The 21,014-nt window shown below is 70.4% G+C and carries 21 protein-coding genes and 1 pseudogene; 8 read left to right on the forward strand and 14 right to left on the reverse strand.

Annotation, left to right across the window (positions count from 1 at the left end; all coding sequences use genetic code 11):
* Together ACFS27_RS25580 and ACFS27_RS25585 are read right to left on the reverse strand one after the other, a co-directional pair.
* Positions 1 to 1,284, reverse strand: coding sequence for an AAA family ATPase (locus tag ACFS27_RS25580; RefSeq protein ID WP_377189423.1), 1,284 nt, complete (start codon positions 1,282 to 1,284; stop codon positions 1 to 3).
* Positions 1,281 to 1,976: a hypothetical protein gene (locus ACFS27_RS25585; RefSeq protein WP_377189426.1), complete on the reverse strand. Its 696-nt coding sequence runs from the start codon at positions 1,974 to 1,976 to the stop codon at positions 1,281 to 1,283. The genes ACFS27_RS25580 and ACFS27_RS25585 overlap by 4 nt, the downstream gene beginning before the upstream one ends.
* A 194-nt stretch (positions 1,977 to 2,170) precedes the next feature.
* Between ACFS27_RS25585 and ACFS27_RS25590 the strand changes: the two genes are divergently transcribed.
* Positions 2,171 to 2,389: a helix-turn-helix transcriptional regulator gene (locus ACFS27_RS25590; RefSeq protein WP_253868520.1), complete on the forward strand. Its 219-nt coding sequence runs from the start codon at positions 2,171 to 2,173 to the stop codon at positions 2,387 to 2,389.
* A gap of 87 nt (positions 2,390 to 2,476) precedes the next feature.
* Here ACFS27_RS25590 and ACFS27_RS25595 read toward each other — a convergent pair whose 3' ends face one another.
* Positions 2,477 to 3,031 (reverse strand): hypothetical protein, encoded by a 555-nt coding sequence (locus ACFS27_RS25595; RefSeq protein WP_377189429.1) that lies wholly within the window; start codon positions 3,029 to 3,031, stop codon positions 2,477 to 2,479.
* 151 nt (positions 3,032 to 3,182) lie between these two features.
* Here ACFS27_RS25595 and ACFS27_RS25600 point away from each other — a divergent pair, with 151 nt between their 5' ends.
* A complete protein-coding gene (locus ACFS27_RS25600) occupies positions 3,183 to 4,073 on the forward strand; it encodes a LysM peptidoglycan-binding domain-containing protein (RefSeq protein WP_377189432.1) in 891 nt (296 codons plus the stop codon).
* Between the two features lie 91 nt (positions 4,074 to 4,164).
* The gene (locus ACFS27_RS25605; RefSeq protein ID WP_377189435.1) at positions 4,165 to 4,905 is read left to right on the forward strand and encodes an Rv3235 family protein; all 741 of its coding nucleotides are present in this window, start codon (positions 4,165 to 4,167) and stop codon (positions 4,903 to 4,905) included.
* Between the two features lie 40 nt (positions 4,906 to 4,945).
* On the opposite strand, the gene ACFS27_RS25610 is transcribed toward ACFS27_RS25605, so the two are convergent.
* From ACFS27_RS25610 to ACFS27_RS25620, 3 genes are all read right to left on the reverse strand, one after another.
* Positions 4,946 to 5,584 (reverse strand): nucleoside/nucleotide kinase family protein, encoded by a 639-nt coding sequence (locus ACFS27_RS25610; RefSeq protein ID WP_377189438.1) that lies wholly within the window; start codon positions 5,582 to 5,584, stop codon positions 4,946 to 4,948.
* On the reverse strand, positions 5,575 to 6,420 hold the full coding sequence (locus ACFS27_RS25615; RefSeq protein ID WP_377189441.1) for a PfkB family carbohydrate kinase: 846 nt from the start codon (positions 6,418 to 6,420) through the stop codon (positions 5,575 to 5,577). Before ACFS27_RS25615 ends, ACFS27_RS25610 begins: the two co-directional genes overlap by 10 nt.
* A 300-nt stretch (positions 6,421 to 6,720) precedes the next feature.
* Entirely contained in the window at positions 6,721 to 7,506 is a 786-nt protein-coding gene (locus tag ACFS27_RS25620) for a MerR family transcriptional regulator (RefSeq protein ID WP_377189443.1), read from the reverse strand.
* A gap of 128 nt (positions 7,507 to 7,634) precedes the next feature.
* Here ACFS27_RS25620 and ACFS27_RS25625 point away from each other — a divergent pair, with 128 nt between their 5' ends.
* Complete coding sequence (locus tag ACFS27_RS25625) at positions 7,635 to 8,048, forward strand: hypothetical protein (protein WP_377189446.1); 414 nt, start codon at positions 7,635 to 7,637, stop codon at positions 8,046 to 8,048.
* Between the two features lie 10 nt (positions 8,049 to 8,058).
* Here the strand turns inward: ACFS27_RS25625 and ACFS27_RS25630 are convergent, their stop codons facing one another.
* Positions 8,059 to 8,478: a DUF779 domain-containing protein gene (locus tag ACFS27_RS25630; protein WP_377189449.1), complete on the reverse strand. Its 420-nt coding sequence runs from the start codon at positions 8,476 to 8,478 to the stop codon at positions 8,059 to 8,061.
* A gap of 81 nt (positions 8,479 to 8,559) precedes the next feature.
* The gene (exaC, locus tag ACFS27_RS25635; RefSeq protein ID WP_377189452.1) at positions 8,560 to 10,083 is read right to left on the reverse strand and encodes an acetaldehyde dehydrogenase ExaC; all 1,524 of its coding nucleotides are present in this window, start codon (positions 10,081 to 10,083) and stop codon (positions 8,560 to 8,562) included.
* A gap of 235 nt (positions 10,084 to 10,318) precedes the next feature.
* Here exaC and ACFS27_RS25640 point away from each other — a divergent pair, with 235 nt between their 5' ends.
* Positions 10,319 to 11,953 (forward strand): vWA domain-containing protein, encoded by a 1,635-nt coding sequence (locus ACFS27_RS25640; RefSeq protein WP_377189455.1) that lies wholly within the window; start codon positions 10,319 to 10,321, stop codon positions 11,951 to 11,953.
* 169 nt (positions 11,954 to 12,122) lie between these two features.
* Here the strand turns inward: ACFS27_RS25640 and ACFS27_RS25645 are convergent, their stop codons facing one another.
* Complete coding sequence (locus tag ACFS27_RS25645; RefSeq protein WP_377189458.1) at positions 12,123 to 12,773, reverse strand: hypothetical protein; 651 nt, start codon at positions 12,771 to 12,773, stop codon at positions 12,123 to 12,125.
* A 252-nt stretch (positions 12,774 to 13,025) separates the two neighbouring features.
* Here ACFS27_RS25645 and ACFS27_RS25650 point away from each other — a divergent pair, with 252 nt between their 5' ends.
* Positions 13,026 to 14,324, forward strand: coding sequence for a transcriptional regulator (locus ACFS27_RS25650; protein ID WP_377189461.1), 1,299 nt, complete (start codon positions 13,026 to 13,028; stop codon positions 14,322 to 14,324).
* A 441-nt stretch (positions 14,325 to 14,765) separates the two neighbouring features.
* Here ACFS27_RS25650 and ACFS27_RS25655 read toward each other — a convergent pair.
* From ACFS27_RS25655 to ACFS27_RS25665, 3 genes and pseudogenes are all read right to left on the reverse strand, one after another.
* Positions 14,766 to 14,828: pseudogene (locus ACFS27_RS25655) on the reverse strand (hypothetical protein); the annotation flags it as partial.
* 715 nt (positions 14,829 to 15,543) lie between these two features.
* Positions 15,544 to 15,978 (reverse strand): hypothetical protein, encoded by a 435-nt coding sequence (locus tag ACFS27_RS25660; RefSeq protein ID WP_377189464.1) that lies wholly within the window; start codon positions 15,976 to 15,978, stop codon positions 15,544 to 15,546.
* Positions 15,975 to 17,861, reverse strand: a complete 1,887-nt coding sequence (locus ACFS27_RS25665) for an RHS repeat-associated core domain-containing protein (protein ID WP_377189467.1) — start codon at positions 17,859 to 17,861, stop codon at positions 15,975 to 15,977. Before ACFS27_RS25665 ends, ACFS27_RS25660 begins: the two co-directional genes overlap by 4 nt.
* 261 nt (positions 17,862 to 18,122) lie before the next feature.
* On the opposite strand from ACFS27_RS25665, the gene ACFS27_RS25670 reads away from it, so the two are divergent.
* Complete coding sequence (locus ACFS27_RS25670) at positions 18,123 to 19,016, forward strand: sulfurtransferase (protein ID WP_377189470.1); 894 nt, start codon at positions 18,123 to 18,125, stop codon at positions 19,014 to 19,016.
* Positions 19,017 to 19,051: 35 nt separating this feature from the next.
* On the opposite strand, the gene ACFS27_RS25675 is transcribed toward ACFS27_RS25670, so the two are convergent.
* Positions 19,052 to 19,363 carry a DUF3175 domain-containing protein gene (locus ACFS27_RS25675; protein WP_377189473.1) on the reverse strand — a complete coding sequence of 104 codons (312 nt, stop codon included), beginning with the start codon at positions 19,361 to 19,363 and terminating at the stop codon, positions 19,052 to 19,054.
* 65 nt (positions 19,364 to 19,428) lie between these two features.
* On the opposite strand from ACFS27_RS25675, the gene ACFS27_RS25680 reads away from it, so the two are divergent.
* Positions 19,429 to 19,884 (forward strand): SufE family protein, encoded by a 456-nt coding sequence (locus ACFS27_RS25680; RefSeq protein ID WP_377189476.1) that lies wholly within the window; start codon positions 19,429 to 19,431, stop codon positions 19,882 to 19,884.
* 100 nt (positions 19,885 to 19,984) lie between these two features.
* Here ACFS27_RS25680 and ACFS27_RS25685 read toward each other — a convergent pair whose 3' ends face one another.
* Positions 19,985 to 20,950: a hypothetical protein gene (locus ACFS27_RS25685; RefSeq protein ID WP_377189479.1), complete on the reverse strand. Its 966-nt coding sequence runs from the start codon at positions 20,948 to 20,950 to the stop codon at positions 19,985 to 19,987.
* Between the last annotated feature and the right edge of the window lie 64 nt (positions 20,951 to 21,014).

The following is a 21,014-nucleotide window of genomic DNA, read 5'->3' on the forward strand; positions in this document are numbered from 1 at the left end:
TCACACGGTGGCGGGCACGAGCTCCCGCACCCGCTCCGCGAGCCCGCTGAACCCCGCCCTGGCCGGGGAGGCGGGCGCGCACTCCGCGAGGACGCGGCCCGCCAGCAGCGCCGCGTCGAGGCCCGCCGGGTCGTCGGCCACGAGATGCACGTCGTCGACCCCCGCGTACCGGGCGAGCGCGTCGCGGATCTGGGACTCGGCCCGCCGCCCGATCGCGGAGTCGCGCACCCGGTTGACCACCACCAGGCGCGCCGCCGGCACGGGTACCGCGGCGTCGCGCAGGTCCTCCAGGCCACGCACCAGACGCTGCAGGCCCACCGGATCCGCCCCACCGACGACGACCACGAGGTCCGCGGCCTGCAGCGCGCTCAGGGTCGCCCCGTTGCGCTGCGGTGCGCGCGTGTCGTACATGAGGAGCTCGTCGGCCTCCAGGACCGGACCGCAGTCGACCACGGTCCACGCCGCGAGCTCGCGGCACCGCTGGAACACCACGTCGAGCGAGGTCGCAGGCAGCTCGGGCCAGCGCGACGCACGCGTGATGCCCGTGAGCACCCGCACGCCCGGCAGGACCACCGGGCTGTGCCGGGCGAGCGTCACGACGTCCAGCACACCCTGCCCGGCAGCGCGCGCGGCGGCGGCGAGCCCCGGTGCGTCGTCGAGCAGGCCGAGGCGGGAGGCCACCGACGACGCGTACGTGTCGGCGTCGGCCAGCAGGACGGTGCCCGCCCCGTGGGGCGGTGCAGCGGGCCGGGACCGACGCAGCAGGCCCGATCGGCGCGGCGCCGCTGCACCGACCCCTGCAAGGGCCGCGGCGAGCTCGATGGCGGTGGTGGTCCGGCCCGGCGATCCTGCGGGACCCCACACCGCGACGACGGTGCCGGGCCTGCCCCCGAGGTCTGGGGCCAGGACGGCGGGCGCTGCGACCTCTGGTGCCTCACCCCGCACGGCGGCGACGAGGTTCTCGGCGTCGCCCTCGGCCACCACCACGTCACACCCCAGGCCGGCGAGCCGCTCGGCGGAGGTCGCCGGGTCCTCGATCGCGACCACCCGCAGGCCCGCGCCACGCAGCCGCGCCACGGCCTCCCGGTCCAGGCCGGGCAGGTCCCCCGAGACGACGGCGGCCGTCCCGGCTCCGGCCTCGGCCGCCGCCAGCAGCTCGGTGAGCTCAGCGCACCGGCGTGCCACGTTCACCTGCGGCTGCGAGCCGAGCACGGTGACGGCCGCCGCTTCCTCCTCCGGCGCGCGCACCGCGACCAGCACGGTGACCATCCGCTCCTCGCTCATCGGACCTTGCCAGCCACCGGCACGACGGCGACGGTGCCCGTGTCCGAGAGCGCGGTCAGCACTGTCGGGAGCGAGTCGGTCGCCACGAGCACGTGGAGCGTGACCGTGCCGTCCACGACGATCGCGCCCTCCTCCGCATCGACCTGCTCGACCACCACGCTCTGCGCGAGCGTGCTCGGCTCCGGCTGGTCCCGCTTGCCCGACGCACCGGGCGCAACCGGGGCGTCCGGCACGAACCACAGGTCCACCACCGCGCCCGCGCGGATCCGGTCCGAGAGGCCCGACCCGACCGGAACCGCGACGGACCTGACATCGGCGTCGGCGCCGAGGGCCGTGAGCGGGACCAGCTCGCCGTCGTCCACCACCCGGAGCACCACCAGGTCCTCCGGCAGCGGCACGTCGGCGGGGAGATAGCTGCCCGTGCCCGCACCGAGCCGCACGTCGACCGCACGGAGCGCGTCAGCGGTGAGGTGCGCACCCGGCGTCAGGGCACCGTCCGCTACGAACACCGGGACGGTGCGGCTCGCCGCCGACACCACCCAGGAGCCGAGTGCCACGGAGAGCGCGACGATGACGATGCCGGTCAGGAGCCGCGGGTCGCGCCAGCGCGGGCGGCGCAGCCGGGCGACCACGGGCTCGGGAAGGCCCTGGCCAAGGCTTGGGGGCGCCGGCGCGGCCGGGGCATACGTCATGTCGGACCTTCCGTGTACTTTCGTGGACTTTGGGTGGACCTTCGCGTACAAGTTGAACGTCGATCTGGACGCAATGGCGCGCAGCCCAGGCAGAGCGCCCGAACCATAGTGATCGAACGTCGCCGATCCGGCATCAGATAAACACTTCTTGTGGATAACCCCCTCATGTCGGTGTCTCGTGCCACACTGTTCCCATGGAAAAGCGCTTTCTCTCTCTGGCCGATGTGGTCGAGACCCTGAACATCTCGATGGCTCAGGGCTATGCCCTGGTTCGGACCGGCGACCTTCCCGCCATCCAGGTGGGCCCCAAGAAGGTCTGGCGCGTCGAAGCCGCGGAGCTCGAGTCGTACATCGAGCGCATGTACGCAAAGAGCCGTGAGCGGCTCAAGGGCTCGGCAACCACGGACGCCTGAAAGCCCTCAGCACACACCGACGGGACCGGCGCACTCCATGCGGAGTGGCACCGGTCCCGCTCTCCATTTAGGACATTCTCGGCACGTTCAGGGCGCCTCGCTCACGACCAGCAAGGCCGAGAACGGAACCAGCCGTGTTCCGCGATCATCGGGCGCATCGATGTCCAGATGATCCCTGCCGACCCGAGCTATTCGGCCACCTACGGTCCCACTCAGGGTGCGCACTGTGACCAGCGCACGGTCCCGCTGCAGCGCCCGTAGCACCGGGCCAAGCCCCAGAGCGGCCCACCGCGACGTCGCAGGCACCGCCTGACGGCCCAGCCCGTGCACGCCCGCGATCGCGGCCAGCGGAACGAGGTGCTGGCTCGCCGGCTCGGGCCGGACCCCCTGGACCAGCGCCCACTCGTCCGCCACCTCCCGCACGGTGCCCCGCAGATGGGCGCCGGCCAGCAGCTCCAGCGTGACCACCGCCCCGACGACGGCGCGGAACCGGTCCGCGAGCGTCATCGTCGCGTGCTCGGCGCGCGTCAGCTCGGACACGAGCGCGTCAGCCTCGGCCACCGACTGTGCGCGGGCCTGCGCCTCGAGATCCCCGAACAGCGCCTCCCAGCGGGTGGGACCGGCGGGTTGCATGGATGCCATGGAGACACCCTGCGTTATCCACAGCCATCTCGCCCTCCGGTGGACACCCCGATGGCACAGAGGTTGAATATCGAGCACCGGACAGCATCAACAGTTATCAAAACGAGTGGATCAGCTCGTCTGGCCCGAAATAACGATCGCAGGGGGAAACATGTCCAACCACGCCCTCACTCGTGCATCAGAGGCGTACCGCGTCAAGAACTGCCAGCCGGACCGCGGCGAGGCCCCGCCGCCGGCCGGGTCGGCGCGGTATCGAGCGGCCCCCGAGCGAGCCGAGGGTGCTGGGAGCACCGTGCGTGCTCTGGCCGGCCTGCTGGCCCTCACCAGCGCGCTCGTCGCTGCGTCCGGCGTGCTCGGGGTGCGCACCTGGCACCTCGGCTCGGCCCTTGGCTCAGCGCTCTTTCCGATCGAGGACATCGTCGAGCTCGCGGCGGTGGCCGGCGGCACGGTGCTTGCCGGCTGGTCCGGGCTGCATGCCCTCGTAGCGCTGGCCTGCGTGATCGCGGACCGGCGCGGCGTGCGCTGGGCGGCGGGCGAACGGGCCGTCGCGCGGCACGCACCGGCGGTGGTGCGCCGACTCGCCCGCGCGGCGGCGGGTGCGGGGCTGGGGCTCGCCCTCGCGACGCCGACCGCCATGGCCTTGCCAGACCGTGGCCCCGGCGCCATCACCTCGGCGGGAGACGGTCCGGTCGTCGTGCTGGACCTGGGCTGGCAGCCCACGCACGTGACGGCAGACCAGGACCCTGCCGACAGAGCGCCCGACCGGTCTGCCTCCTCCAGGCCCGGCCCGGCACCCGAGCGGTCGGCACTGGTTAACCGCGGCCTGCGTACCGGGACCACGCGTGAGCCGCTGGTCGTGGTCGAGCCGGGTGACACGCTCTGGGCGATCGCCGCCGACCACCTCGCCGACGAGCGGACCGGTACCGAGTCGTCCGACGCCGAGATCGCAGCGGCCGTCACGCGGTGGCACGACGCCAACCGTCAGGTGCTGGGCGCCGACCCCGACCTGATCCTCCCCGGCACGGTGCTGCACGAGCCGTGACGGATCCGCCCCTGCCCGACCTCGACGTCCCACTGCCCAGCCAGCCCTCGCACTGCACCGCACTGCACCGCACCGCACCAGGAGATCCCGCATGACCACACTTGACGTCCCGCCCGACGCTCCACCCGACGGCGCGCCTCTCGGCACGACCACACCGGTCCGGGACACGGCGAGCCCGGCAGCATCCAGACTGGCAACGCCCAGCCTGACGACGACGGGCCCCGCAGATCCCAGCCCCGCGACGGTGAGCCCGACACCAGCGGCCCCGGCACCAGCAGCCCGGGCGGCAGCTACCCCACCGGTGCGAGCAACCGCCCTGGCCCCTCCGGCCCGGCGGCCTGCCACACCGCGGATCGGGCCGGTCACCGGGCCGGGGATCGGCCGGCGGCTGCGCCGCATGCGCATCGGTGGCACGCCGTACGTCGAGCTGCAGAACGCGGCTGCAGCCCTCGAGGCCGTCGGCGGGCGCCCGTCGCCCGAGCCGGATCCCGCCCTGCCCGACCCCACGGCGCAGGTGTGCCGGGTCGTCCGGGCCGCGGTGGAGGTGCTCCGTGGCGAGCGGCCCGCTGCCCAGCTCGCCCGCTGGGTCACCCCGCAGGTCTACGACCAGCTCCTGGAGCGGGGCCGGCTCATGCGAGAAGCGCGACAGAGCCGGACGCCGCGCCCCAAAGCACACGCCGCGACGATCCGCCGTGTGCGGATGGTCCGCCTGGGCACCTCGTCCGCCGAGGCGACGGTGATCCTCCACGACGAGGGCCGCGTGCGGGCGGCCGCCGTGCGGCTGGAGGCACGGCGGGGAGTCTGGCGGGTGGCTGTCCTCGAGATCGGCTGAGCGCACCCGGCCGGCAACGACGAGTCCCTGCCTCCCTCGGTCAGACCCACTCGACGAGCAGGTCCGCCTCGGCCCGCGTGGCCGCGATGAGGTCCGCGTTTCGCTGGTCGGTGCCGCCTGCCCACTCCTCGGCGTCGGGCAGGGACTTGCCGAACGACCGGTGCCGGGCCACGAGGCGCCGCAGGCGCTCGCCGTCGGGCAGGTCGACGTACCAGACCTCGGCCATGCGGGAGCGGGCGGCCGGCCAGGCGCCGCCTGCCGCGAGGAGGTAGTTGCCCTCCGTGATGACCAGGGGTTCGCCGGTGATCTCGGTGCCCGCTGCGATCGGCTCCTCGATCTCGCGGCGGAACTCCGGCGCGTAGACGGGCGGGCCGCCGGGGACTCGGTCCGCGAGCCGGTCGATCAGGGTGGCGTACCCCGCGTCGTCGAACGTGTCGACGGCGCCCTTGCGGGCGCGGCTGCCATGCGCCTCGAGGACCGCGTTGGACAGGTGGAAGCCGTCCATGCCGACCACCACGGCCGTACCGGGCACCAAGCCGCCCACGAGGGCGGTGGCCAGCGAGGACTTACCGGCGCCCGGCGGGCCGGTGATTCCGAGGATGCGGACCCGGCCGGCCTCGGTGGCCTCAGCAGCGAGCGTCGCGGCTCGCTGGACGAGCTCGGCGGTGGTCAGGCGCACGACAGGTTCTCCAGCCAGGAGCGCGGGCCGATGTACTGCACGCGGAGAGACGCTACCCGCACCGCCTCGTCGATGGCGGCCTCCAGCCCTGCGCCCTGCGCGAGCGCCACGACCAGTGCGCCGTGGAACGCGTCGCCGGCACCGAGCGTGTCGCGCACGTCGACGGTCGGCACGTCGCTGGCCCCGCTCCGGCCGCCCTCGTCGCACCAGGTCACCTGCCCTGCGCCGTGCGTGGCGACCGTGGCACGGGATCGCGGGACACCGGCCGGTGCGCGGAAGTCCGCGGACCGCGCGGTGACGTCGGCCGATCCCATGAGGTCGGCGAAGACGGGCCGCCACCGGCCCGCGTCGAGGACGATCAACGGTCGGGGCACCAGCGCGTTCACATACGCGAGGACGCTCCGCGCCAGGTCGGGGTGGTGCCCGTCGAGCAGGACCACGTCGGGCCGAGGCAGCCTGTCGAGCTCCGCGGGTGTGACGTCGAGCCCGTCGGCGAGCGTGGCGTCGGGTGAGACCACCGACCGGTCGCCGGTCGCGTCGTCGACCAGCACCGCCGAGACCGCCAGCGGGATCTCGCGGCCCTCAGCGGTGTCGTGGATCTCGACACCGTGCCGCTCCAGATCGCCACGCGCGGCCGCACCCACTGGGCCGGCCCCCATGGCGCTGATCAGCAGAGCCCGCGCCCCGAGTGTCGCGGCGGTGACCGCCGCGTTCGCGGCGGGGCCGCCCGCTGAGACGTCCTGGCGGACGGCGGTGATCTTCTGGTCAGGTCCCGGTCGCACGGCGCTGCGGTGGATCACATCGAGCGTCGTGAGACCAGCAAACCAGCAGGTCACGGGCGGTTTTTGGTGGGATTCGGGAGACGCTTCCGGCATGTGCAGAGGCTACCTGTGAAACCGTGTGTCAGTGACCGGCCCTGAGCGTGCGCCCCGGGTCTGACGGCGAGCCACGGCTCGAGTACGAAGTTCCCGAACCGGAGATACCGCCAGTCACCACCATCGCATGGCGCACGGCCCGTGTCGGCCGGTAGCCGTTCGGCCGGCGCGCCCCGGGGCCCGTTCGGGCCACGGACGCGCCGGCCGATGCCGAGCCGTTCGATGCGTGACACCGACCTCCTGCTGCGAGCTCTACCGAGCTCAGGCCTTCACGCCCGGGTAGGCCCGCTCCGCGTAGACGCGCAGCACGTCCCGCACGAACATCGCTCCGTCGGTGCCGCCGTAGTTCGCGGCGAACCGCTCGTCGGCCACGTACAGGTCGGCCAGGCCCAGCAGGTAGTCGCGGTCGGGACGGCCCTCACCGTGACCGGGCGTACCCGGGACGGAGACGAGCCAGGCGGCATGCCGGGCGGCAACGGCCTGCGCCTCGTCAGAGGCCGGGTCCAGCCCGGCCTCCGCCGCGTCGGTCCAGGCCTTGATCAGCTCGTCGAGCCGCGCCTTCCATTCCCGCTGGCCGTCCTCGCCGAGACCTCGCCACCACGCGTCGCCCGTCTGGTACGCGTCGCGGCCCCAGCGCTCGGTGACCTCGTGCTCGTACTGCGTGTGATCGAATCCGTCGAGCATGTCCTTCGCCATGATGGCCTCCTTCTCCTCGGGGTCCTTCTCCAGTGCTGCGATGGTCCGTTCGACCGACGCGATCTGCCGCGCCAGCCGACCCTCCTCGGCCCGCAACGAAGCCAGGTGACCCCGGAGGGCCGTCGCCTCGTCCTGGCCGCTGTCGAGCACCTCGGCGATGTCGGCGAGGCCGAGCCCGAGGTCGCGGAGCAGCAGGATCCGCTGCAGCCGCACCAGTGCGGTGCGGTCGTAGCGGCGTGGGCCGCTCGCCGTCGTACGGCCGGCGGGCAGCAGCCCTACGGCGTCGTAGTGGCGCAGGGTCCGGCTCGTGACGCCGGTCAGCCGTGCGATCTCCTGGATGGACCATTGCATGACCATCACGGTAGAGGTTGACGCCGCGTCAACTTCAACCCTTGTTTCGGACGAGTTCTGGCCCGGGAACGGAGGCAGCCTGTGGATAACTCCGCGAGCCCTGCAGCCAAGCCCCCGATACTGGCTCTATGACCTCATCAAGTGATATTAATCCGGATCAACCGCTGCTCGATGATGCCGCTCTGCTCGCCCTCGCGACGTTCCTGCACGACGGCGTCAGACCGCGCCGCCGCACGCTGTGGTTCGTGATGCTGGACCGCGAGCGCCGTCCGCTGCCGGTGGTCGTGCCGGTCGACCACGTGCCGGACGAGCCGGAGCCGCTCCTGGTGCGCAATCTGGGCCGGGCCTGGCACGAGATCTTGCAGGACGAGCCGGGTGCGTCCCTCCTGCTGATGCTCGAGCGGCCCGGCCCGGCGGCCGGCTCCTTCGACGACCTCGCGTGGCGCGCGGCGCTCCAGGCGGTCGCCGCCGGGCACGGGCTCACGCTCGCCGCGTTCTTCCTCGCGACGGCCGACGGCGTCGCCCCGCTAGGCCCCGACTGAGCAGCCCCGCTCAGTCGCGCAGCAGCTCCCACTCCTCGTCGGTGAACAGCCGGGACCGGATGAGGAACCGCACGCCTTCTGGCGCCTCCACGCTGAACCCGGCGCCGCGGCCGGGGACCACGTCGATGGTGAGGTGGGTGTGCTTCCAGTACTCGAACTGGTTGCGGCTCATCCAGACCGGGACGGTGAACGGGGCGTCGTCGGCCGCGACGGCGAGGTCCCCGAGGTGGATGTCGGCGTCCCCGGTGATGAAGTCGCCGTCGGGGTAGCACATGGGCGACGAGCCGTCGCAGCACCCGCCGGACTGGTGGAACATCAGCTCGCCGTGCTTGTCCCGCAGGCGTGCGAGCAGCGCAGCGGCGGAGTCGGTCACGGCGACCCGTGCGGGCGGTGCGCCGGCCGCACGGGGCGGCAGGACGTCGTCGGACATGGGACCTCCTCGTATCTGTCGCTGTGGTCAGGCGTACGGGTCACCCGGGCGACCCGTACGCCTGACGCCGGGGCCGGGATCCTAGAAGAAGCCCTGCTTGCCCTGCGCGTAGCTCACGAGCAGGTTCTTGGTCTGCTGGTAGTGGTCGAGCATCATCTTGTGGTTCTCACGTCCCACGCCCGACCCCTTGTAGCCGCCGAACGCCGCTGCTGCCGGGTAGGCGTGGTAGCAGTTGGTCCACACCCGGCCGGCCTCGATCGCGCGCCCGGCACGGTAGGCGTCAGCGCCGGACCGGGTCCAGACGCCCGCACCGAGCCCGTACAGGGTGTCGTTGGCGACCTTGATGGCGTCGTCGAAGTCGGCGAACTCGGTCACCGCGACCACGGGCCCGAAGATCTCCTCCTGGAAGATCCGCATGGAGTTCTTCCCCTCGAAGATCGTGGGCGTCACGTAGTACCCGCCCGCGAGGTCGCCCTCCATCTCGGCCCGGTACCCGCCGGTGAGCACCTTGGCGCCCTCCGCCTTGCCGATGTCGAAGTAGCTGAGGATCTTCTCCAGCTGGTCGTTGCTCGCCTGCGCCCCGATCATCGTGTCGGTGTCCAGCGGGTTGCCCTGCAGAACAGCCTCGGTGCGCACGACGGCGTCGGCCAGGAAGGACTGGTAGATGTCCGCCTGGATGAGCGCGCGCGACGGGCACGTGCACACCTCACCCTGGTTGAGGGCGAACATCGTGAAGCCCTCCAGCGCCTTGTCGTAGAACTCGTCGTTCGCCGCCGCGACGTCGCTGAAGAAGATGTTCGGCGACTTGCCACCCAGCTCCAGGGTGACCGGGATGATGTTCTGCGACGCGTACTGCATGATCAGGCGGCCCGTCGTGGTCTCACCGGTGAACGCGATCTTGCGGATCCGGGGCGAGCTCGCCAGCGGCTTGCCCGCCTCCGCGCCGAACCCGTTGACCACGTTCAGGACGCCCGGCGGGATCAGGTCCGCGATGAGCTCCATGAGGTACAGGATCGACGTCGGCGTCTGCTCGGCTGGCTTGAGCACCACCGCGTTGCCCGCCGCGAGCGCCGGCGCCAGCTTCCACACGGCCATGAGGATCGGGAAGTTCCAGGGAATGATCTGCCCGACCACGCCCAGCGGCTCATGGAAGTGGTACGCGATGGTGTCGCCGTCGATCTCGCTGATCGAACCCTCCTGCGCGCGGATCGCACCCGCGAAGTAGCGGAAGTGGTCGATCGCCAGCGGGAGGTCCGCCGCGAGCGTCTCGCGTACCGGCTTGCCGTTCTCCCAGGTCTCGGCGACGGCCAGCTCCTCGAGGTGCTCCTCCATGCGGTCGGCGATCTTGTTCAGGACCCGCGCGCGCTCGGTGACCGACGTGCGCCCCCAGGCGGGGGCGGCGCCGTGCGCGGCGTCGAGGGCCCTGTCGATGTCGTCGGCGTCGCCGCGCGCGACCTCGGTGAAGGTCCGCCCGTTCACGGGGCTGGGGTTCTCGAAGTACTGGCCGTTCGCGGGCGGTACGTACTCGCCCCCGATCCAGTGGTCGTACCGGGGCCGGAAGCTCGCGATGGCACCTTCGGTACCTGGGGCTGCGTACACGGTCATGGTCTGCCTCCTCGCAGGTTCTCGTGCCCGCCGTCAGCTGCCCGACGGCGGAGCCACGCCCCGGGTGCAACGGCGCACCCGGGTGGGGCGAGGGTAGGCAGCAGGGCGTTGCATCGGGGTTGCAACCGGACCGTGACCTTGTCGGGGCAAGGCGGACCGGCTTCGGAACAAATGGACTTCAGAGGACAGAACGCCGGTCCGCGGAAGCACGCCGACCACGACGAGAGGCCAACCCATGACATCCGCACTCCACCGGACCATCCCCGGCGCACGCACTGCGCCGCGGCTGGCCGCCCCGCTCGCAGCCCTGGTGACGGCGACGCTGGCGCTTGCAGGCTGTACCGCCGATGGCGGCGCGACGGAGACCGCCGCCGACGGGGCGAACCTCACGGTCCCGGCGCCCGAGGGGCTCGACGGCATGCCGGCGCCGGTGCCGCCCGGCCCGGAACCGACCGGTCCGGACGAGGAGTACGACGACTCCCCCGAGACGCCGTTCCAGGACGTCGCCACGAGCCCGCTGTCCACGTTCTCCGCCGACGTCGACACCGCGTCGTACTCGAACCTGCGCCGCCAGGTGAATCAGGGCGTCGTGCCGGAGGGCGTGCGGATCGAGGAGCTCGTCAACTACTTCGACTACGACTACCCGGCGCCCGAGCCCGGCGCCGAGCACCCGTTCTCGGTGTCGACAGAGGTGGCGGCGGCGCCGTGGAACCCGGAGCACCAGCTCGCGATGGTCGGGGTGCAGGCGACGGAGGCCGTCCCGACGTCGGAGGGCAACAACATCGTGTTCCTGCTCGACGTGTCCGGTTCGATGGACGAGCCGAACAAGCTGCCGCTGCTCGCCGAGTCGTTCGCGCTGCTCGTTGAACAGCTCGACGATGACGACCGGGTGTCGATCGTGACGTACGCGGGCGACAACCAGGTGGTCGCGGACTCCGTGCCCGGCTCGGAGCACGGGGTGCTGGTGGACCACCTGCGGTCACTGCGGGCCGGTGGTTCCACGGGCGGCGCGGACGGCCTGCGGACGGCGTACGAGCTCGCCGAGAAGAACTTCGTCGAGGGCGGCAACAACCGGGTGGTCCTGGCGACCGACGGCGACTTCAACGTCGGCCCGTCCAGCCCGGAGGAGCTCACCGAGCTGGTCGAGGCCGAGCGCGAGTCCGGCGTCTACGTGTCGGTCCTTGGCTTCGGCATGTACAACCTGAAGGACAACACGATGGAGGCCATCGCCGACCACGGGAACGGCAACTACGCCTACATCGACACCCTGGCCGAGGCGCGCAAGGTCCTCGTGGACGAGTTCGGCTCCACCATGTTCGTGGTGGCCAAGGACCTGAAGCTGCAGGTGGAGCTCAACCCGGCCACCGTCGGCTCCTACCGGCTGATCGGGTACGACAACCGGCGCCTGGAGGACGAGGACTTCGCCGACGACACCAAGGACGCAGGCGACGTCGGCGCAGGGCACTCCGTCACGGCGTTCTACGAGCTCGTGCCGGCCGGCACCGATCCCGACGGCGACGCGGACGACGACGACGGCGACCTGAAGTACACCGACCGGGAGGTCGGCACGAGCGACGACTTCATGACGGTGCACGTGCGCTACAAGGCGCCGGGCGCCGGCGACCCGGGTTCGAGCACCGAGGTCGAGTTCCCCGTCGGCGCGGACGCGTTCACGACCGCCCCGACGGCGGACTTCGCGTTCGCGTCCGCCGTCGCAGAACTCGGGCTGATCGCCACCGGTTCGGAGTACCGGGCAGACGCGAGCCTCGACGCCGTGCGGGAGCGGGCGACGAGCGCCCTCGGTGCCGACCCGTACGGGCTGCGGGCGGAGTTCGTCGACCTCGTGGCGGCCTACCGTGGGCTGGCGTGATCTTTACTGTGCATGAATTGCGCAGCGCAGAAGGAAACGTTCAATGCATAGGTCTGATCGGAAGGTTCGATCAGTGGAATCCCGCGCACCGGCCATTCCCGGAAAACTGCTTTCGACGCCTGGGAAGTGACGGAACTTTAGACCGCCATCAAAGGCCGGCTCAGCTGCGTCAGGAACCTTCGGTGGACGTGAGCACCGTCCGGTCCCCGACCGGGTCCCGGGTGTCCAGGACGCGCTGTGCACCCTGTGACTGCTGGACCATGTCGACAGCGACACGCAGGTCCTCGGTGGCCCAGTCCAGTGAGTTCTCGATGTGCGCCGCCTGGGCAAGGAGGGTACGAGCCTGCGTCACGGACGACGGCGGCGCATCCGTGACGCGCTGCGCAGCGGCAGCCCGGGCGTCGGCGACCGCCTCGGCGAGGACGTCGCGGGTTGCCGGGTCCGCGACCTGGCCGTTCGAGTGTTCGTAGACGCGCTCGGCCGTGTCCAGGACGGCGACGAGGTCGTGCGAACGGGCCGAGGTGGTGCTGACCTGGGTGTCGATCTGGGAGTTGAGGGTCATGAGGTGGCTCGTCTCGTCGGCCCGGACCGACGCCGACCACAGCGCGACGGCGACGACGACCCCGGTGACGATCGCGGCACCGAAGGTCCAGCGCCGGCGGCCGCGCGCACCGGCGAGATCGGCGAGCGGCGGCTCGGCGGAGCCGAGCGGAGGTAGCTCGACCGGGTCGAGCTCGGGCAGCCGGACCGGTCTGTCGCCCGGCTGTTCGTCCGTTCCGGAGAGGCCGGGTTCCGGCTTGGTTAAAGCGATGGTGTTCAACTCTTCCCCCAAAGAGAGATCCCATGAAAACAAAGTGTCGGGCACGTGGCCCATTAACAACCGATGCGAATGACGCTAGGACTAGTTCTAGCGTCTCGCGCGCCGAGGCCGTAATACATCCGTGATCTGTGGAAAACCCGCTCGATGCGGTGGATAACTTGGGGATCGCGGTGGACAACCTGTTGATAACCTTGATCCGGTGCCTACACTTGCCTGGTTCGACGACGACGTCGGAACCAGGTCAGGGGCAGCATGACGCAGGTGCCACACCGAGACGCGCAGTGGGTGCGCGCGGCATACGAGAGCTTCGTCGGTTCCGCCGGCTCGCAGGAGCCCGACGGGATCGACCCCGTCGTCGCGGCCTCGTGGCGGCGAAGCCTGCGCAACGGTGTGGACCCGGACCACCCCGGCGCGGTGGCCGTCGCGGCGTCGGACGACCTGGACGACTACCGCCGCGACCACCCCCTGGCCGCCGCGATGCCCCTCGTGCGCGACCTGGTGGGCGGGGCGACGGGTGACGGCCTGGTGGTCGCGGTGTCGGACGACGTCGGCCGCCTCCTCTGGATCGAGGGCCGCGGCCCGGTCCGCTCCGCGGTGGACCACGTCGGCTTCGTCGAGGGAGCGGTGTGGCGCGAGGAGTCCGTCGGCACCAACGCGCCCGGCACCGCCCTGGCCACCCGGCGGCCCGTCCAGGTGCTCGGGGCCGAGCACTTCGTGCGGCCGGTCCAGCGGCTGAGCTGTACGGCGGCACCGGTGCACGACCCGGCCGGCGGGATCGTCGGCGTCCTCGACCTCACCGGCGGCAGCGCCGCCGGCTCCCACGTCGCCCTCGCTCTGGTCCGGGCCACGGTCGCGATGGTCGAGCGCGAGCTCGCCGCCCGCGCCAGCCGGCTACGGGGGTCCCACGGCGGCGGCTCGGCCTGGGCCGGCGACCTCGCGCCCGAGCTCGGTGCGGCAGGCGCCGCGGCCGAACCGGTCCCCGACCTCACGCTGCTCGGCACACCCTCGCTGCGCGGGCGGCGCCTCTCGCTGCGGCACGCCGAGATCCTGCTGCTGCTCGCCGACCACCCCCGCGGGCTCGGCGCGGAGGAGCTCGCCGTGCTGCTGCACCCCGGCGACCTGTCGCTCGTCGCCGTACGGGCGGAGATCTCCCGCCTGCGCCGGGTGGCCGACGGCGTCCTCGGCGGCCCGCTGCTCGCCGGGTCCCGCCCCTACCGCCTCGCGCACCCCCTGCGGTCCGACGCCGACACGGTGCGCTCCCGGCTGCGCTGCGGTGACGTGCGCGGGGCGCTCGCGGCCTACCCCGAGGCGCTGCTGCGCCGATCGGTCGCACCAGGGGTCGAACGGCTGCGCGAGGAGCTCGAGGCCGAGGTCCGCGAGGCGGTGCACGCCTGCAGCGACGCGGCCGCCGTCGAGCAGTGGACCGCGCGGAGCGAGGGCGCTGACGACCACGCGGCCTGGACACGCCTGGCCCGGCTGGCACCGGCGGGCGGGCCACAGGCGGCGCGAGCGTTGGCGCGGCTGGGGGTGCTGGAGCGGCGGTTGGCGTGAGCCGGGGCTGGTTCGATCAGGCCGTAGCACCACCGAGAGCTCCGCAACTGACGACCAAACTGCGCACGTACCTGGTGCGCCACCGGATCCCGCCGGACGTCACCGACGGCACGTACACCGAACCGGGCTTCGACCACTCCCCGCCCCACCCGAACCCTGCTTAGCTGTCCTCGAGGTCCTCGCCACCGCTGCCCGGGCGAGCCCGCCGCCGAGCATCGCGTCGCGCCATGGACAAACCTCGGCTGCCTCGCGCTTCGCGTGGGACGAACAAGCCCGGCCAAGCGAACTCACGCTCAAGCCACGACCAGACAGTGATCACGAAAAGCGACACACACCACCCCAGAAGTGTTTCTGTCTCGAATCGCCGCCAGAACACCCCGAATAAAAGCCCAGCCAGGCCTGAAACAATCGCGATCGAAAAGAGTGGAACCCTGGTTCGAATCACCGCTGTCGCCTGATCGTGGTCATCCCAGTGCCACTTGACAAACTCATCAATGTCACGGGCTCTGGCTAGCGCTGTCTTTCCGCGAAGCACCCCAACGACACCGAGGACACCTCCCGCCATTGCTATACCGCCACCAACGCCGAGGACAACACGGAAGAGAATCCAGATTGAGAGCGTCCCGACATCCATGCGATTAATCGATCCATTCGTTACGTCGCCTAAACAGTTCTATGCCACTGTTAATGCTCCGTCGCGGCGCCAGCCTTCGCGCCTGTAGCAGTTCCGAATATTCCCCTACTATTGCACCACCGGCCGCGCTTGCCCAGCGCCGACTACGGCAAATGGAGCGCCAGCCGCCACGCCGATTTCGGCGCCAAAGCCGACACCGTTCAACCTATAGAGGGTGCATGGCTGCAGCTGGTCACTCCGACGAGCCAGCATCCAGCGCGCCTCCCCTGGCGATCACTTCGCTTAGAAGCACCTCGCCGCCGATTACGCTCCTCAGGTTGGAGGAACTATTCCCCTGCAATTCCCGAACACAACCCGTGCTGGGGTCGAACACCGAGCCACGGCCCTACGTCTGGACAAAGACCGCCGAAGAGATCTTCGAACTAATCGCCGGACATCTGAACAGAATTTCCCGACTTAAGACACGAGCGTCGAGGAGCATTGACCGCTGCTCAGTCTTCGCGGGAGCTAACATCTCTCTCGAGGAGATCGAAGTCAGGCCGTCACACGGGCGGAGTCAGGATTGGTCCGCCACCCGATCAGCGATCAGCGATCGGCCGATCGCCGATCTGTTTCCAGACCGATCAGCGCCCGACGGCGCCGACGCTCCTCAGGCAACAGGAAATCCTCCCCGGGCGATCTGATCACGTAACCGGTGGCCGGATCTACTTCATTCCTGTCCTTATGATCACCTCGCAACGTGGTGTACCCCTTCGCCCCCTCTCTCCGATCCACCCGCCGAAATGCGATCGCAAGGCTCAGATCTACTACGATAACCAGGCAAATCGCCCCGAATACTGAGGCCAGAACGGGAGACTCGGCGTAACCTGATCCATTTGCGAACATGCCGATGAATAATGTCACCGTCAAGACGAATATCGAAAGATTCAGACCGGTCTGCCAAAGCGCGATCCCAAAAGCTGAAGGACCTTTCTTGATCGGCCCACGTGCGCCTGGCTTCCACTCAGATGCGGTTGTCACCATTTTGCTCCCGTAGCAGATGAAAAACCGGAGACTCCCATTCCGGCAAATCCCATGTACCCCGAGGCGAGATTTCCCACTTCACTCGCGTTTTCGACGTGAACGGCCGGCCCAAGCGCTCTCTGCCCGATCGACGCGGCACGACCAAGGCCGCCGAATGCCAGGCCGATCCCACCGAACATGCAACTTGCGTCGACTCCTCCGCCTGCGCAATCGATTCCGACGCTCGCGGCGCCCATAACCGCACCAAGTGCAAGAATGCCCGCAGGTGCGCCGACTCCCGTTGCAATGAGAGCGACTGCGCCCGCGACAGCTATGGCCGCTGAGAGAACGCCAAGCGCCGCACCCACGTCCTTGCCCGTGTCGGAGTCGGCCCATGTTCTGAAGCCGTTCCATTTCGCCTCTAGCCATCCGCCGACTTGCTGGCCGATTCCAGCCTGCTTCTTATGCGCAGCTTCGGCAGCCGCGTGCTCCCGCGCCCGCTGCTCGGCTGCCGCACGAGCACGCTCCTCCTCCGCCCTAGCCTTCGCTGCCGCGGAAGCCTGCGCACGTGCCTGAGCCGCCACCGGGTCCCGCTGGATCGTCACCGGCGGCGTATACGTCGTACCCGGACGCGCCCACTTCCCCGCCCCACCATTGTTCCAACTACCCGTATAACCCGTGTTGTTCGGCCCGACCTGCCAACCACCCGAACCCGGCTTACCCCTCGTCGGAGCCGTATAAGCACCATCGATCAACGGCCCCAACAACAACCCCGTCGGATCCGAGAACGTCATCGGATTATTGTTCGCATACACGTACGCGTTCCACTGCTGCGGATCAGCCAGATCCATCACCGGATCCACACTGATGAACGCACCCAGCACCGCGTCATACAACCGCGCACCCACCGCCGTCAGACCACTCGAGTCCTCTGGTTTGTCCAAGAACCCACGATCCCCCACCCACGATCCCTCGACCTCATCACCAGCCGGCAACCCCGCAGCACTGTCACGCGGCGCCCCGAACGGATCCATATACCGGCGCACCACCCGGTTCGACACATTCCCGATCTGAATCACACCAGTACCGTGCGGATCACTGAAAACCGACGTCACCGTGTCGAACATGGTCCCCGTCCGCACAGCGACCGTCTGCCCAGCAAACGTGTAATACCGCTTCGCCGACACCGCACCGGTGTCACCGTCCAACGTGATCTCCTGCCCCGGCAGATACACCGTCGTGTCCCCATCCTGAGTCCGCACCAGACGGTCCCCATCAGCCGAGTACACGAACTCATCCGACTCCGACTCCGCGACGGAACCGTCCCCGTTCTCATCGGAGGAGACACTCGCCAACTCACCCTCAGCATCCCAGGTCAGCGCCTGCTCCGACGCTCCCGCCACCGTCCGGCCAGTCATGTTGCCGGCACCGTCATACGTGAACGACGAGACACCCCGCTGAGTCCCCGCACCACTCCTGGCGGTCACCGACGTCACCGCATGCGGCCGTGCCGAATCCACGCCAGAAGCCGGCCGAGCATAGGTACTCGTCACGTCCCCACCCGCCGCAGCCGTGCGGTGGAGCACGCTCGCGGTCCGGTTACCCAGCACGTCGTACGAGTACGACTTCCAGTACGGATCCGCACCCCCAAGCCCCGCCACAGTCCGGTTCGACGACGCACAGTCGCCGTTCTGCGGGGTCCAAGCATTGGTCAGCCGACGTGACCAGTCGTAGGTGAAGCACTGCTGATCGGAGGGCCGTCCACCTAGAGCAGGGTCAGGCGTGTCCTTGACGGACAGCATGTTGCCCGCGTCGTCGTAGCTGGGGGATGGGTGCCGCAGACCACGGGCCTCTTCCACAAGCATGATCGTCGATGTCTGGCTGGCCGGACGAACAAGCACCCCGCCGCTCCTCACAGTTCACAGGTGAATCATCCGCAGTCCGCAGATTCACCTGGACCCTGCCAGGCGTCCGGTTCGCCGATCAACCCTCCGTATCAGGGACACCCGAAAGTTCACCCGAGAACTCGGCGGAGACCTGCGGTGGGGGCACACGGACAGCGCCGGCGCACCGGCGCGACCCTCGGCAACGAGCCCGGGATCTTTTCGGCACAGCGATGTGTTCCTATTCTCGTCAGTGCACGTGCTCTACGAGGAGGCCCCATGCCCGCGCCCATCGACCTGTCGGACAAGATCGCGCAGTACGCCCACCCCGAACGGCTCGTGAGCACCACCTGGCTCGCCGACCACCTGAAGGACCCGGGGGTCGTCGTGGTCGAGTCCGACGAGGACGTCCTGCTCTACGAGACGGGGCACATCCCGGGCGCCGTGAAGGTCGACTGGCACACCGAGCTCCAGCACCCGCAGATGCGTGACTACCTGGACGGCGCCGCCTTCGCCGAGCTCATGGGCAGCAAGGGCATCACGCGCGACACGACGATCGTCCTCTACGGGGACAAGAACAACTGGTGGGCCGCGTACACGGCCTGGGTGTTCACCCTGTTCGGGCACACGGACGTGCGCCTGCTCGACGGCGGCCGCGGGCTGTGGAGCGCGGAGGGCCGCGAGCTCACCACCGACGTCCCGGCACCGGCCCCGGTCGAGTACCCGACCGTCGTGCGCGACGACACCACGATCCGCGCCTTCCGCGAGGACGTCCTGCAGCACCTCGGCACGGGCCCGCTCGTCGACATCCGCTCCCCGCAGGAGTACACGGGCGAGCGCATCGCCATCCCGGACTACCCGGAGGAGGGCGTGCTGCGCGGCGGCCACATCCCCACGGCACACAACGTCCCGTGGGCGACGGCGGTCGCCGAGGACGGCACGTACAAGACGCGCGAGGAGCTCGAGGCGATCTACACGGCCGGCCTTGGCATGAGCGCCGACGACACCGTGATCACCTACTGCCGCATCGGCGAGCGCTCCAGCCACACCTGGTTCGCGCTCACCTTCCTGCTCGGGTACACCAACGTGCGCAACTACGACGGCTCGTGGACCGAGTGGGGCAACGCCGTGCGCGTCCCGGTGGCGACGGGCAGCGAGCCCGGCTCGGTCTGACGCGGAGTGCGCACGTCAGCGGCGCTCCGCCAGGGTCACGCGCGGCCGAACTCCTTGCGCAGCTCGTCCTTGGCGCGCTCCAGCACCTCGCGCTGTTCCGCGTCGAGCTCCTTGCCCGCGCGGTTCACGTAGAACGTGAGCATCGACATCGCCGAGCGGTACGGGGAGCTCTTGCGCCGGTCGCTCGACTCGGCGGACCGCTTGAGCGACCGGGCGATCCGCGCCGGGTCGTCCCACGTGAAGACGCCGTCCTCGAGGTCCAGGGCGTCGCTGCCTTCGGTGACGCCCTGGGACCAGCGTTCGCCGTCCTTGTCAGGTCGCTTGCCCGACCGCTTCTTCTCGGCCATACATCAACCGTACGACGCCGCCCGGTCGCTCGCCCGAGCCCCGCGCGCGGTGGGAGGATGAACAGATGAGCACCAACGACGTCGACCTGCCCGAGGCCCTCGCCGAGCTGCGGGACGCCTTCCTGGAGACGCCCGAGCGGGACCGGCTCCAGCTGCTGCTGGAGGTGTCGCGCGAGCTCCCGCCGCTGCCCGCGAAGTACGCGGACGCGCCGGAACGGCTCGAGCGCGTGCAGGAGTGCCAGTCCCCGGTCTATGCCTTCGCCGAGGTGGACGACGCCGGGGTGGTCGCCTTCCACGCGAGCGCACCGGAGGAGGCGCCCACCACGCGCGGCTTCGCGTCCATCCTCGCGCAGGGCCTGACCGGGCTCACCGCGCAGCAGGTGCTGGACGTACCAGAGGACTACCCGCTCCAGCTCGGCCTCACCAAGGTGGTCAGCCTGCTGCGCCTCAACGGCATGGCGGGCATGCTGACCCGCGCCAAGCGTCAGGTCCGGGAGCAGCTGGCGGCCGCGCAGGTCTGACGACGACGGTCCGCTTCCACCATGCGATCTGGCATGCTTCCGGCGCCCAGACCATGCCTGATCGCATGATGGAAGCGGACCTTTTGCGTCCCGCTCTCGTCTACCCGGCGCGCAGCCGGTCGCGGAGCCACGGGATGCAGGCCTCGGCCTGGATCCGCTGGAACGCGCGCACGTGCGGGATGCCGGGCGGCGGGTCCAGCAGCGAGCTGCGCGTGAAGTAGGCCGTCAGGACCGCCACCCACACGGTGACCGCCTCGGGGTCGACGTCCGCCGGGAGCGGTGTCCGCAGCAGAACCTCCTCCGGGGCCGGCCCGCCGCCCGCGTGCACCGCCGGGAGCATGCCGGTCTGGTTCAGGAACGGCGCGCCCCGCATCGCGTGCGGCCAGTCCACGGCCACCGCCTCCTCCACACCGTCGGCCCGGCGGACGACGAGCGCGTTGTCGGCGCGCAGGTCGCCGTGCACCAGGTGCTGGCCGGCGAACGCCTCGGCCTGCCGCTCGGGTGCCGCAGTCCCCGCGATACGGTCGAGGTTCTCTGCCAGCCACGGGTCGTAGGCCGCCAGACCCGCGGGGCGCTCGTCAGCCAGCAGGGCGGCCTCTGGCCAGGTGTGGTCGGCGAAGGCGGGGTACGCACCACCGTCCGGCACCTCGTGCCGGGCGATGCGGCGGGCGAGGTGCTGCAGCCGGTCGAGGTCGTCGAGGTCCCACGGCTCGGTCCGGAGCTCGCGCCCGCTGACGACGTCGGAGGCGATGACCACCCATGCCGGGTCAGCGCCCTCGGCGTCGGGCAGCTCGAGGATCCAGCGGAAGGCGGGCGCCGGCACCCCGTCGGGCAGGGCCGCCGCGCGTACTGCCTCCCGGCGGTGCAGGCGTGCGGCGACCTCGTGCTCGGTCGAGGCGACCTTCACGAAGACGCTGCCGGCCGCCGATCCCAGGGTGAGCGCCCAGCCGGGCGAGTAGCCGCCGTCGTGCGAGGCCCACCCGGTGACCGGCGCGCCGACCTTCGCGACGATGGCGTCGCGCACGTGCTCAGGGAGGTCGGGCCAGGTGGGTCGCACACGGGTCATGCGGCGATCATGCCAACCGTCCGCAGGACCTGACGAGAGGAATTCCGGGGCCTCACCGGTGACT

Source organism: Promicromonospora vindobonensis, from assembly GCF_042685865.1.
Taxonomy (GTDB): Bacteria; Actinomycetota; Actinomycetes; order Actinomycetales; family Cellulomonadaceae; genus Promicromonospora; species Promicromonospora vindobonensis.